Raw genomic sequence first — 13,326 nt, forward strand, 5'->3', positions numbered from 1 at the left:
CCGGGGTTTCCTTTATTTCTCAACAATAGTCCGGATCATCTCCCTGATTTTTAAACTCGTGGTGGCGCTTTGCCGGGTCGTGGTGCGCGTGAAAATAATACCGGTCACGTTGTTTTTGGAATCCTGCCAGGGGTGCGCGCCAAACAGGCCGGGGCTGCTGGTTTCGAGGGCCTTTCCGGAGGCATCCACCACATCCCGCCAGTTTCCGATGCCGTAGCGAACGCCGGTCGTCGGATGGGGCGAATACGGGTTGGTGGGGTAGGGCGTTCCCTGAATCGTCGCACCAGCGGTTTGGTCGCTGAGCATCTCCGTGATGGCTTGCTCGCTCAAAACCCGCTTGCCTCTGAACACCCCTTTCTGGTTGATCATTTCCAGAAAATTCAGGTAATCGCGGGCGGAGGTTCGGGCACCACCGGCGATCAGCGGGTTTTTCAGGCTTGTCAGCAGATACGTCGCCTGCATCCCGCAGGGAACCGCCACTTTCTCATTGAACAGCACCTGCCAGGATTGGCCGGAAACCAGTTCGGCAATTCGTCCGGCAACGTGCATGCTCGCACTGCCGTAATTGAAGGCTTTGCCGGGCGGGTTGGTCAGTTTGGTATAGACCGCCAGCGAATCAACGGCTTGCGCCAGGGTCAGGTCGCGCCGGTATTCAAACTTCTCGGGGGAGTCGCCCGGAAAACCGGAGGTGTGCGAAAACAACTGCCGGATGGTGATGTTACCCTTGCCGTATTTTGTAAAAATGGGCAGGAATTTGCCAACGGTATCGGTCAACGCCAGTTTCTTTTCGTCGACCAGACTCATGATCACCGCGCCCGACAGCCATTTGGAGGCCGATGCAATCAGCCGGTTTGTCCCCGTGGTCAGGTTCACTTCTTTCTGGTAAATCACCTGCCCGTTTTGAGAAACCAGCACCAGTACGCTATCCTGATAGACGCCGAGGTTCTCCTCAAGGTATTTGTCTACAGCCGAAAAATCGTAGGTTTTGGGTGGGGTGTTGGGCGTAACGGCGTCGTTACAGGCCAGAAAGGCGATCAGAATGGCACTCAGCAGAAAGACGGTTTTCATGGTTTCGTTTTGGTTGGATGAAGAGCCAGACGTCAGAAGGTCTGGTTGAACGAAACAAAGAAACCGTTTGCCGGACTGGTCAACTGAAAAAACGAAGTAAACCGTCCGGATTGCCGGGTGATTCGGTCAATCCGGACGGTGAGTGAAATTCACGATAATCAAAAAACTTTTCTATTCCCATCGATTGCGCAGGGATAAGGGTAGAACACGGTTTTCCGGAAAACCGCCCCTGTCGCCGACCTGGATTATTTATTGGAAATTGCCGGGGTATTCAGGGCCTTGATTTCATCATCGAGCACGTCTTTCATGATGCTCAGAATATCGGCCGCGAGGAGTTTTTCGCCATCGTCGATAAAGCGGCTGTACGATTCGTACAGGATGTGGCATCTCCGCTCGAACCGGGTCGATGGCGTCATCGAAAAGAGGGTGGTGTGGCTTTTGAATTGACCCGCGATGACGGTTTCTCTCGTTTTACTGAATAAGTTAGTCATACACACAACTATTTTTAAAGGTACATCTCACTTTTTTACAAAAAAACTCAATCAATGGGTATGTTTGTGCAAGTATACTAAAAGTCAAAACAAAACCCGACTCGATTGGCCGGGCTGTATGTTAATTCTGTCTAACCCATGTGGGTATGGCAAAAAAATAGCAAATATCAGGCCAGTTGGCGTAGATAAAGGGGTTTAGCGGAGTGATTTTTTACCAGAAAAAAGTCCAGCTCAGGCGGGCGAAAAAGGGGGTTCCGGGCGTAAAGTGAATTTCGTTGACCGGAGCGGTTTCGCCACGCAGGCGGCTTTCGGTGGCAAACTGCGTTTCTTTCCAGCGCGTATTGAGCAGGTTCTGTACCGACAATCCGACCTGGTAGCGGGGCCGTGTATAATTGACCTGTAAATCCGTCACAAAATAGGATTGGGCCACAATGGAATTGTCTTCGTTGGCCGGCCGGTTTCCCAGGTAGCGATACCGCCATGAACCACTCCACCGCCCTGCATTCTGGAGCGTTAAACCCCCAGTTGATGTAAACGTCGGAGCCAGTGGCAGGTAACGCTGTCCCGCTTCTGCACCGATGGCGCGGGGTTTGGCGGTATTCAGATCCAGGTCGGCATACAGGTGGTGGGTCAACTGGTAGCGGACCGACAGATCGACCCCGTGTCGGCGCGACTTCCCGCTTGGTTCCACCACGCCTTCGTCCCCAACATACACGAACTCCTGTTGCATCCATAAATACCAGCCTGCCGCGTTGATGAGCAAGCGGGGAAACGGTTTGAAAATGACCCCTAAATCAGAACCGTAGGCCGGCGGTAAAATTTCCCTGCCATTCTGCGGAACCACCACGCGGGTGTCGTTGGAGTGAAATCCTTTTCCGGTGTTGAGATAGACCTGAAGCCGGGGATTCACCGTGTAATACAGATTGAGTTTGGGCGAAACCAGGGCCGCATTCGCCCGTTGCAAACCGTCCGCTGGCAGAAGCAAATCGTCGTATTGGCTCCGGAAATAATCAAACCGCATCCCGGCATTGAGCGAGAAATGATCGGAAAACTGAATGAGTTCATCCACGTATGCACTGGCATTCCGTTCATTGATATTGCCAAATTGCCGCCGTTCGAGGGTTTCGGTCCGGTTGCGGGTGTGCGAAAGTTCGGTGTGGTGCGTCAGATCCTGGCGGTATTGGAGACCCGCCGTGGACACAAACCGGGTTTTGCCGACAAAATCCGTTCGTGAAACACTGCCATTGTAACCAAACAGATTCCGGTGTTCTTTCTGCCGGATCTGGTCGCCGTTGAGCGAATCGTCCCGGAAAAAAGTGAAGTTGGAATACAGCTCGAAGTTGTAGTTGCTGTAGAAGACCTGGTTTTTGATGGTGTACTGGCTGGGTGTCACCGTCACCAGCTCGGCATTGACGTTGGTGCGGCTCGTTTCGCCCCCTTCGGTTGGGTCGACGGAGCCGAAAAAACCGACTAAGCCCGACGCCACCGCCCGGTCGGGAATCTGGCCGGAATGGTTCCACCGGCTCCAGAACGTGGATCCCGTCAGCGTCAGGTTGGTCTGATCCGACAGGTGACCGTGGTATTTGCCAACCCCATTCAGCCGCTTGAAGTTTTGCGGATGGTCGAAGTACGAATCGGAATACGAATATTCGGACGCCAGATAAGCCGACTGATTTTTGGTACGCCCCTTTTCGCCCAGCAGATCCAGCCCGGCGACAGCCCGGTATGTGTTGAACTGTCCGACTTCCAGCTTGGCAAAACTTTTGTCGAGTGTGGTGCGTGTACGAAAATCGGCCCAGCCTGCCGTCGTAAAATTGCCTTTTTCTGCGTTGTAAGGGCCTTTTCTGAAATCGACGCCTTCGATCAGTTCCGGAATGACGAAGTGCAAATCCGCGTAACCCTGTCCGTGGGCGTGCGAAACCATGTTGACCGGCATCCCGTCCACCGTCAGACGAATGTCGGTGCCGTGGTCAATATCGAATCCCCGCAAAAAAATCTGCTCGGCTTTTCCACCTCCCGCGTGCTGGCCGATGAACAAACCCGGCACCATTCGGAGAATTTCCTGCGAGTTGGTGATGGGCCGCATCCGGATGTCGAGACTGCTGATCAGCGGCTGGTCATGCGCCTGCTGGGAAGAAACGACGATTTCCCGCAACTCGATGGCGGACCGGCTCAAAACCGTATTCAGCGTGATCATTTCATCGTCTTTGATGCTTACCGTGAGAACCAGTGACTTAAAACCGATGTGCGAAATTTCGATTTTGTAGGGAGCCGCCACCAGCCCGGTGAAACGGTATTGCCCCAACTCATTTGTCACCGTGCCTTTGCCCGACCCGGTGAGTTGCACGACGACACCACGCAGGGGCAAGCGGGTCGTCTGGTCGAGAACCGTACCGGAAATGCCGCCGAGATGGGCAAACGTCTGAAGGCTGATGAAGGTCAACAGGAGAGCGTAAAGCGTTCGTTTCATGACGCAAAAGTAGCAATCAGATGCGTTTGCAACGTATTGGCCGGGCTATTTAAGCTTCTTTTTTGGGTCGGAAATCGCGTAAATTGCCTTCTGCAAACGCCTGGACGAAACCCATTCCGGGATGGTCAATAACTCAGGGCGGCAATGAGCATGGTTCGTAGAAAAACGATCAAAAAGGCCAGAATCGAAATGCCGAAGCCAAACATAAAGATGTTGTAGGCAATCCATAACCGGCGGTATTTTTTAGCGAGCACGCGCCCGAGGTAGTAAATGTCGCGGGTCATGGTACCGTACAGGTAGGGACTGTCCTTCATCAGTTCGCTCATTCCCCATTCAAAGTCTTCCAGACTCATGCGGTGAAAGTTACCGAAAAAGAGCAGGTTGCCTTTCTTCCTTTTGATGTCTTCCCGCTTGAACGTGCCTTTGGTCACGTTGGGACGGGTGGCCAGAATGGCGAAGACGATGGTCAGCAGCGAGGTGGTCAGAATCAGCACCATCGGCACCAGCAGGGTCGGGTTTTCGTCGATCCGAAGGGCCAGCACCGAAACAATGACGGAGACCATGATCGAGTTGACCGAAATGAGGATGTTGGCTTTGTTGTCGGCAATGTCGCTCAGGTAGACGTGGTTGGCCGAGGTAGTGCGAAACATGGTTTCAATGCCCCGCACCGGTTGGTTGTCTTTCACGTTCGTAGCGTTAACAGGCCGGTTCCGGGTAGTTGAGGTGCAGACGGATGGCTTTCAGCCGGGCAACACCCTGCAACGGTTCGAGATCGAGGTATTCGATTTCGGATGTCAGCTTCTTCTGCTCCTGCAAAGCCATGATAAATGGCAGATAATCTGCCACTTCCCGGCGGTTGGAATACACCAGCGCAATCGTATTGGGCTGTGTCAGCCGTTCCTCGGTTCCGGCGATATACGCCTTGTCGATCCGCTTTTTCAATACTTCATACCGGATGCTGTAGGAGCCTTCCACGTCGAACCGGTGTTCGTCCTGCCGGAAACTGATGTCTACCGGCTGCGAATGGGCCAGAATCAGTTGGGTGGTTTGCAACGCCAGGGGCAGGCGGGGCAACAGCAGGTGGGTCAGGGAGGCCAGTTCCACCATCGACTTCAGTTGCCACGCATACAGATGCCGCAGGAAATCCGGTTCGAAGGGCGTTTGGGGCGCAATGGACTGGCCGACGTAGATCGTATATTCCATTCCGTCGGTCCGGTAGCGCTCGAAATAATGCGGATAAATGGTCTGAAGCTGTTTCTCCTCATTTTCGATAAACGTATTGACGGCGGTATTGAGCCATTCGACGCTTCGCTCGTAGACCTGCAACGCCTGATTGAAGTGCCCGTTGGTGGCATTCGTGCGCTTAAAATACCGCTGGATCGGCGTTTCCAGTTGCGGATCATGCAGCCGCAGGTGTTGCAAATACGGATTGACTTCCAGCGCCAGGAAGTCCGAAATTCCCAGCTCGTCTTCCGGATTCAGCCCGGTGGTGAGTTTGTTTTGCCAGGAATACGCCCTGGCCAGGAGCTGATTCGGCACGGCCAGTTCGTCCGGTAAATCGGCCTGACCCAGCAGCGTTTGAATGGCCGTCAACTGGTCGGCGAAATCCTGGCGCACAGCCCTGTAGCGTTCGTTCGACGAATTGCGGATGTCGATCGCGCCATAGAGCGGATAGACCTGCGGAAACCGTACCTGCGTAGCCTCGCTGTTGAACGACTCCTTGTTGTCGAGCCGCAGGTATTCCCAGGCCACCTCATTAAACTTCCATTCAACGGCGGGTTGCAGGGGCGTAAACTTGGTTTTGATCAGTCGTTCCAGATTTTGTTTGAACTGATGCAGTTGATACCGCAGCAATTCCTGCACGAGCGGAATCACCCGCTGAATCGTCTCCAGAACGTTGTTTCCGAACGCTGTCGAATGCGGGCTGGCCATTTCCAGTACGCCCAGCATCTCGTTTCCGTTGACGACCGGGTAAAAAGCGAAACTGCGAATCCCTTTTTTTGTCAGGAGCTGTTGCTCGTTGCCGGGCAGTCCTTTCAGATCCGGAAACAGGAGCGGAGCCGGATTCAGAATCAGGTTGTGAATGATGGCCTGCGTGGCCGGATCGTAGCCGTCGATGACCGTGCTCGAATGCCGGAAGAAAACGCTCCGCGCGCTCACCTCCGGTTGATGGACGTAAAAACCGTTCACCTGCGAAAACGGAACGATGCTGATCTGGAGATCGGTCTGGCCGACCAGATTGCGCAGGGCGGTTTCGAAACGACGGTAAATAACCGGTTCGGCGTCTGAATGCAAATGGGTGAAAACCGCCTGCAACTGCTGAACGGTTTCGGCCTCCGTAATGTCTTCTACCACAAAAAAAGCAAAGCCTTCGGACGTAAATTCGCCAAGCGGTAACTGCTCTTCAGCCTCCGGCAAGGGGCCGGTTCCGTTGGCAAAATCAATCCAGGACGATTGCAGGGCTGGCAGGGAACGGTTCAGATGCGGCTCAATGAACGTGTTGTTGATGTCGATCCGAAAATACCGGGTGAGTCCGTTTTTGTGTTTTTGAAACCGAAAGCTGGGGTTCACATTTTTGACAGGCGGTACCTTGTAGCACTTTTCCAGAACGAGCTGGTACAGAAAGCGGAGCTTGTCTTCCGCGCAAATGTCCTCGGGCAGTTCCGACAACAAATCCGGAAACTGTTCGATCAGGTGCGTAAACCGGGCCGACTGGTACAGGATTTTCATCGGCACGGGCAAACCAAAGGTGTAGGCAATGTTCTGACCGGTGGCAGACAACGGCATCACCGCCAGCGACGCCAACTGAAAAAGGTTCGCTAACCGGTCCGGTCCGAGGATCTCTTCGAGCGGTGTTTCCTCTGCCGTGGGTATGTTTTCAAACTGCTCCAGGAGGTGGTCGTAGAGACTAGATAGAGCGGTATTGGTGGCATTTTTTTCCTGTTGCGCCTTTAAAAAAGCAACGAAGGGCTGAAAAGACAACTTCACTTCGAACGGAAAAGAGACAGATGGGGAAACAGAAAGGGTCGTTTCCATGATTTTGTATAATTTTCAGCAAATAGCACGCTTAACGCTTGAGTTCGGATGGATACCAAGGGCAAAAGCAAGGGCAAAAGCAAGGTGGATGTTTTTGTTTATTGAACAACGAAGCCAATCCGTGAGTTGCGTTGTGGCAGTATTAATTCTCAATACAGTACCGGTTTTCTGACGGTTCTGGGATAATACCCCTGCGCGTGGTAGAGGTACATGGTCCGGACACGCACGTTTCGGTAGTATACCGGCCAGACCTCCTGCCGCAACACCGGCCCCAACTGCGCCCGGGCGTCCGGCGACAGGGGATCTTCGCTCACATACACGACGTTCTGCCGCTGCGAAACGGGGGGCGGTGGCCAGAAATCAAACTGGTTCATGCGTCGGTTTTCATTGGGCAGGCAATAGGTATCCGGGTGCCCTTCGACGTAAAATGCCAGTTCGGACGCCGTGTGGTAACTGTCACTCACAATTGCAAAATGACCCGGCGGCAGGTTTTTGACGAATTCGTCGACGGTTTGGCCGATTTGCCGCCAGCCCGCCAGCCGGTACAGCGGATCGGCTTTGACCGGTAAAACCGGGCGTCCGGCAACGGCATCGAGCCAGCCGGGTTGCAGAATCAGCAGGAGCGTAGCCGCCGACAGCCCCACGGGCCAGGCCACCCGGGGCGTTTCCGACCAACGGCGGTAGCGCAGGTGCAACAGGTACGAAACCACCAGCGGCCAGGCCACCAGCGTGGCCGACGGCCAGTTGACTTCCACGCGCTTGTGAACCGACAGAGCCGCAAAGCCCGACAGAATCAGTGCCGGCGCCAGCCACAACGGCAAAAGCCGGGCGTGGTCGACCGTCGGAAGTTTCCAGGGTCGGGCCAGCAGCAGGCCGACGACGATAAAAATCGAACCGTAGGCCAGTTGACCACCCACAAATTCCAGCAGTTGACCAAGGGCGTTGCGATGAAGGAAAGAAGCCCCGGAGCCGCCCGCCAGCGTGAAAATATGCCGGAACGTCACCCAATCGTGCTGGTAGTTCCAGATCAGGGAAGGCAGCAGGCCCACCAAAACCGGTAGTGCGAAGGCGAGTAACCGACGGGTAATCAAGGCGATATCCCGGCCACTGCCCGCCAGCACCACGAAGCCGAAAAGCACCATCGTCGGTTTGGCGAGCATCCCGAAAACCACAAAGGCGGCCGTTCGCCAGCCGTCGCCGGACTGACCCGTATCGGCGTAGCGCAGAAAATACCGCAAGGCACCGGCCCAGGCCAGCATCAGCAACGAATCTGTCGTGAAAAACAGCGTTGCGGTTACAAAAAACGGACTGACGTTCAGCAACACCACGCCCAGCACCGCGACCCGGTGGCTGCGAAAACGCTCGACACCCAGCCGGAAAACGAAATACGAAATTCCCAGTCCGCACAAAACCGCATTCAGCCGGACCACCGGGGCCGAAATTCCGAACAGATCCGAACTGAGGGAGTTGACGTAGGCGATCAGGGGCGGTTTGGAGTAATAGGCCCAGTCCAGGTGCCGCGACCAGAGCCAGTATTGGGCTTCTTCCGTGAACAGATCAGGGCCAAAATAGACATAGACGCCTTTCACCAGCGTAATGATTCCCATCAGACTCCAGAACCGGGTGATGCCCAGTGAGCGGCTGTAGAGCGCGTGAAAGGGATTGGAATTAAAGACGGGCGCCGTTGACATGGCTATCGACTAGACGGTGTGGTACTTTACTTTTCTTCCAGCAACGACGTATGTTCCGCCTGGAACCAGTTCACCATGCGCTGCAAGCCTTCCTCCAGCGAAACACGCGGCTGGTAGCCCAGCAAATGCGCAGCTTTGGTCAGATCGGCAGCGGTTTGGCTGACGTCGCCGGGCTGCTCGGGCCGGTAATCGAGCCGGGCTTTGCGGCCGGTATACTGTTCGAGTTTTCGGACCAGATCAATCAGGGCAACGGGGCGGGCACCGCCCAGGTTGATGATTTCAAATCCCTTGACCCGTTCGATGGCCCGCACAATACCGGCTACGATGTCGTTCACGTAGGTATAGTCGCGCAGGCTTTGTCCGTTGCCAAAAAGCTGAATCCTTTCGCCGTCGAACAACCGCTGGATGAACCGGGAAATCGCCATATCGGGCCGCTGGTTGGGGCCAAAGACCGTAAAAAACCGCAGGCAATAGGCGTTCAGACCGAAAAGCTGGTGGTAATTCTGAAGAAGCATCTCGCCGGTTCGCTTGGAAATGGCGTAGGGAGAAGCCAGTGATTCGATACGATCCGTTTCCCGAAACGGGATTTCGTTGCGCTCGCCGTAGACCGACGACGAGGAGGCAAACACAATTTTGCTGACCTTGAAATCCCGCATCGTTTGCAGCAGCGTTACCGTCCCGGTTACGTTGGTGTCGAAATAAGAAGCCGGTTGTTGCAGCGACGGGCGCACTCCGGCCAGTCCGGCCAGATGCACCACCACGTCGATGGCGTAGGTGCCGAACAACAAATGCAGAAAACTGGACTCCCGAATGTCGCCTTCAAACAGGTAGTAGCCCGGTCGGCCTTCGAAAGAGGCCACGTTCCGGCGTTTCAAAGCGGGGTCGTAATTGGAACCAAAGTTGTCGACCGCCAGGACAATGTGCCCTTCATCGAGCAGTTTTTTAGTGAGATGGGTTCCAATAAAACCCGCTCCACCGGTTAAGAGAATGTTCATAGGTTTTCATCGCCGACAGGTAGACGACGGTATGGTCTATACGTAAATTAAAATGGTGTGGTCAAGCCGGGTCTAGTCGAATTGCGTTTCCTGAGCCAGGTACTCTTTCAATTGCCCAAACGTTTCAAGCTTCCACCATTCCTGGTCCGGAATGCGAATGCCGAAATTGATTTCGACCTGTAGCAACAGGTCGGTAATGTCCAGCGAATCCAGCCCCAGATCCTTGCTGAAATTCGTGTGATCCGTCAGCGCGGTTTGGTTGATGCCCATGCCGACGAGCAGGTCATGCAGGCGGTTGTCAATTTGTTCAGCGATCATAACTGTAAAAGGAAAGTAGGAAATCAATTTTTTAGTGCTTGCACCGCCCTTGGGAGCGGTGCAGGCAATCGTCATGCAATTAGTAAACAGCGGTTTCGGCCACCTCTTTGGTCGCTTTGGTTTTGCTGAAGCGGTTTGAAAACCACTCCTGCGTCCGGTCGACGAGGTAATAAACCATCGGAACCAGAAAAACCGTCAGGATCATCGAACTGGTCAGCCCGCCGATCAACACCCAGGCCAGCGAGTTTTTCCACTCCGAACCGGCTCCGCTGGCGATCGCAATCGGAATCATCCCGATCACCATGGCGATGGTCGTCATCAGAATCGGGCGCAGCCGTTCTTCTCCCGCGTGCAGAATCGCCTGCCGGTACGGCACACCCTGTGCCTTCTGCTGATTGGCAAAGTCGACGATCAGAATGGCGTTCTTCACCACCAGACCGATCAGCATCAGCATCCCCAGCAGGGCGAAAATACCGATGTCCGACGAGCTCAGGGCCAGGGCCAGCAAGGCTCCCACCACCGCAACCGGAACCGACGTCAATACCACCAGCGGGTAGATAAAGCTGTCGTAGAGCAGCACCATGATAAAATACACCAGCATCAAACCGGCCAGCATCGCGATTCCGAGCGAACCGAAGCCTTCGCTCTGGTTCTTGGCGTCGCCACCCCAACTGAGCGCTACGCCAGCGGGTAGTGGGTTTTTCGCCAGATCGGCCTGAATCGTAGCCGTCAGCGTTCCCGAACCAGTGCCTAACACGTTGGCTGTTACCGTCACGGACGACCGGCGGTTTTTGCGTTCCAGCAGCGAAGGCCCATTGCTCAGGCTCACGTTGGCAAACTCCGCCAACCGAACCGTACGACCGGCCTGTGGACTGACAAAATTGATGTTTTTGACATCGTCCGGGTTTTTCCGGTCGAAGGCATCGAGCATCACACGGATGTCGTAATCTTCACCGCCATCGCGGAATTTGGAGTCATCGTTCCCCGCGAAGGCGTTCTGTAACGTGGCTCCAACGGTTTGAATATCAAGCCCTAATTTGGCCATTTTCTCGCGGTCGATTTCCACACGCACCTCCGGGTTTCCCGATTCGATGGACACGTTGACGTCGTTGGCACCGGGGGTTTTCCGAATGCGGTTTCCCAGGTCATTGGCTGCCGACAACAGAAGATCCAGGTTGTCGCCACTCAGGAAAATCTCGATCGGAGCCGTACCGGAATTGACCATACCGACTACGGAGGATTTGAATTCGATGGCCGGAAAACGCTGTTCCAGTTCTTTCCGCAGCGAAATCATGTACGCTTCCGTAGGCTGGTGACCGGGCCGTTCCGAAGCCTCCGCCAGTTGAATGGTCAACTCACTGCGGTTGGTTTCGCCTTGTCCGGTGCTGTTCATGCCCGTGCTGGCACCGGCCACGTTGGCGAAAATGGTTTCCACTTCCGGTTTTTTACGGAGGTAATCTTCAATCTGCCGGGTAGTCAGGTTGTTGTGTTGCAGCGACGCACTCTTGTCGACTTTCATCGTTAGCAGGAATTTACCCTGATCGCCCTGCGCCACAAACTGCGACCCGATAATCCCCAGACTCATCACCCAGCCGGTGAAAACGAACAGTGCCACCAGAATACCGGTGAAGGCCAGCTTGTGGGTCAGCACCCATTTCAGGCTGCCGTGGTACCAGTTGGTTAAGCCCGTCAACCCGTTTTCAAACCAGAGCAGAAATGCCTGGAACGGATTTTTCGGATTCAGGTGCTCCAGTTTTGCCATTCGGGACGTCATCCAGGGCGTCAGCGTGAAACTGGCGACCAGACTGGTCATGGTGGCAAAAGCGACGGTCAGCGAGAACTGACGGAGCAGGTCGGCGATCACCGAATCCACGAACGTAATTGGCACGAACACCACCACAATCACGAGCGTGATGGCAACGGCGGCAAACCCGATTTCTTTCATGCCGTCGAGCGTGGCTTGCCAGCGGTCTTTGCCCATTTCCAGGTGTCGCTGGATGTTTTCCAGCACCACAATCGAGTCATCGACCAGAATCCCGATTACCAGCGACAGGGCCAGCAGCGTCATCAAATTGAGCGAATAGCCCATCACGAACATGAACAGGAACGCCGACACCAGCGAGGCCGGTACCGACACCATGACGATGAAGGCGTTCCGGAAGCTGTGCAAGAAGAGCAGCATCACCACGGCCACCAGCCCCACGGCCAGAATCAAGTCGTGCGTCACGGCTTCCACGGATTCGAGCGTAAACACGCTGCTGTCGTAGGCAATTGCAAAATGAACCTTGTCTTTGGCGTTGTCTTTTTCGATCTGCGCCAGTTTCTCCTGCATCAACCGGCTGATCTCAACCGCATTGGCGTCGGACTGTTTCTTAATGAACAACCCGATCCCGTTCTGTCCGTTGTAGCGGCTGATGCTGGAGGTCTCGGTCAAACCGTCGGTCACGTTGGCGACATCACCCACCCGAATCGGGCTGCCGTCTTTGGGCGTCACGATTACCAGCTTCCGGATGTCGTCCAGCGAATTGAATTTGCCCGCCAGCCGCAGCGTCATGTTTTCCGACGTGTTTTTTACCTTTCCCGTCGGGAAGTCGAGGTTGGCCTGGTTAATAGCCTGCGTGACTTGCAGCAGCGATAAGCCGTAGTAATTCAGCTTGTCGTCATCGACATTGACGCGGATTTCCCGTTTTTCGCCCCCCACCATCGTAATTTCAGCCACACCTTTGATTTGCTGCATCACCGGCAGGTATTTGTCTTCCATCTGCTGATAGAATACTTCGTTCGGCAGGGAAGAAGTCGCCAGCAACTGCATGATGGGCTGATCGCTGGGCGAGATTTTCGACAGCGAGGGGGTTTCCACATCCTCGGGCAAATCGCTCACCATTTTGTTGATGGCCCGCTGGGCGTCTTCCAGCGCCTTATCGACATCGGTACCGGGTTTAAAACCGACGATAATAACGGAGGCATTCTCGAACGAATTGGCCTTTACATCGTCGAGGTTATCGAGCCCGGAAATGGCGTCTTCCAGCTTTTTGCTGACTTCCGTTTCGACTTCCGATGGAGCCGCTCCGGGATAAACCGTGGTGATGGTGATGGTGGGTACCGAAAATTCCGGCAACAACTCATAACTCAACATCCGGTAGGAAAATATGCCGCCGATGGTCAATATCGCGAAGAGCACGATAATCATCGAGGGGCGCTTGATGATGGTTTCGAAGAAGTTCATAGACTTTTTTATTGAGTGAGTTAGTGATTGA

General features: G+C 54.6%; 9 protein-coding genes. All 9 read right to left on the minus strand.

Annotated features, from left to right (window positions below; all coding sequences use genetic code 11):
• Nucleotides 1–12 precede the first annotated feature (12 nt).
• The 9 genes from FH871_RS10620 to FH871_RS10660 all read right to left on the minus strand — a co-directional run bounded on the left by FH871_RS10620 (nucleotide 13) and on the right by FH871_RS10660 (nucleotide 13,295).
• Complete coding sequence (locus tag FH871_RS10620; RefSeq protein WP_138991404.1) at nucleotides 13–1,068, minus strand: serine hydrolase; 1,056 nt, start codon at nucleotides 1,066–1,068, stop codon at nucleotides 13–15.
• Nucleotides 1,069–1,313: 245 nt separating this feature from the next.
• On the minus strand, nucleotides 1,314–1,559 hold the full coding sequence (locus FH871_RS10625; protein ID WP_138991405.1) for a hypothetical protein: 246 nt from the start codon (nucleotides 1,557–1,559) through the stop codon (nucleotides 1,314–1,316).
• 211 nt (nucleotides 1,560–1,770) lie between these two features.
• Complete coding sequence (locus tag FH871_RS10630) at nucleotides 1,771–4,029, minus strand: TonB-dependent receptor (protein WP_138991406.1); 2,259 nt, start codon at nucleotides 4,027–4,029, stop codon at nucleotides 1,771–1,773.
• Nucleotides 4,030–4,154: 125 nt separating this feature from the next.
• Entirely contained in the window at nucleotides 4,155–4,715 is a 561-nt protein-coding gene (locus tag FH871_RS10635) for a Pycsar system effector family protein (RefSeq protein WP_306439232.1), read from the minus strand.
• A gap of 10 nt (nucleotides 4,716–4,725) precedes the next feature.
• A complete protein-coding gene (locus FH871_RS10640; protein WP_138991407.1) occupies nucleotides 4,726–7,065 on the minus strand; it encodes a GAF domain-containing protein in 2,340 nt (779 codons plus the stop codon).
• Between the two features lie 149 nt (nucleotides 7,066–7,214).
• Nucleotides 7,215–8,756, minus strand: a complete 1,542-nt coding sequence (locus tag FH871_RS10645) for a glycosyltransferase family 39 protein (RefSeq protein ID WP_138991408.1) — start codon at nucleotides 8,754–8,756, stop codon at nucleotides 7,215–7,217.
• Between the two features lie 26 nt (nucleotides 8,757–8,782).
• On the minus strand, nucleotides 8,783–9,751 hold the full coding sequence (locus FH871_RS10650; RefSeq protein ID WP_138991409.1) for an NAD-dependent epimerase/dehydratase family protein: 969 nt from the start codon (nucleotides 9,749–9,751) through the stop codon (nucleotides 8,783–8,785).
• Between the two features lie 72 nt (nucleotides 9,752–9,823).
• Nucleotides 9,824–10,069 (minus strand): acyl carrier protein, encoded by a 246-nt coding sequence (locus FH871_RS10655; RefSeq protein WP_114408411.1) that lies wholly within the window; start codon nucleotides 10,067–10,069, stop codon nucleotides 9,824–9,826.
• Between the two features lie 79 nt (nucleotides 10,070–10,148).
• Entirely contained in the window at nucleotides 10,149–13,295 is a 3,147-nt protein-coding gene (locus FH871_RS10660) for an efflux RND transporter permease subunit (protein ID WP_138991410.1), read from the minus strand.
• Nucleotides 13,296–13,326 lie beyond the last annotated feature (31 nt).

Origin of the sequence: Larkinella sp. C7 (assembly GCF_006149005.1) — a bacterium.
Lineage (GTDB): Bacteria > Bacteroidota > Bacteroidia > Cytophagales > Spirosomataceae > Larkinella.

Excerpts from the sequence above, each read along its gene's own strand:
- FH871_RS10620 (WP_138991404.1), bottom strand. The coding sequence starts at position 1,068 with ATGAAAACCGTCTTTCTGCTGAGTGCCATTCTGATCGCCTTTCTGGCC.
- FH871_RS10625 (WP_138991405.1), bottom strand. The coding sequence starts at position 1,559 with ATGACTAACTTATTCAGTAAAACGAGAGAAACCGTCATCGCGGGTCAA.
- FH871_RS10630 (WP_138991406.1), bottom strand. The coding sequence starts at position 4,029 with ATGAAACGAACGCTTTACGCTCTCCTGTTGACCTTCATCAGCCTTCAG.
- FH871_RS10640 (WP_138991407.1), bottom strand. The coding sequence starts at position 7,065 with ATGGAAACGACCCTTTCTGTTTCCCCATCTGTCTCTTTTCCGTTCGAA.
- FH871_RS10645 (WP_138991408.1), bottom strand. The coding sequence starts at position 8,756 with ATGTCAACGGCGCCCGTCTTTAATTCCAATCCCTTTCACGCGCTCTAC.
- FH871_RS10650 (WP_138991409.1), bottom strand. The coding sequence starts at position 9,751 with ATGAACATTCTCTTAACCGGTGGAGCGGGTTTTATTGGAACCCATCTC.
- FH871_RS10655 (WP_114408411.1), bottom strand. The coding sequence starts at position 10,069 with ATGATCGCTGAACAAATTGACAACCGCCTGCATGACCTGCTCGTCGGC.
- FH871_RS10660 (WP_138991410.1), bottom strand. The coding sequence starts at position 13,295 with ATGAACTTCTTCGAAACCATCATCAAGCGCCCCTCGATGATTATCGTG.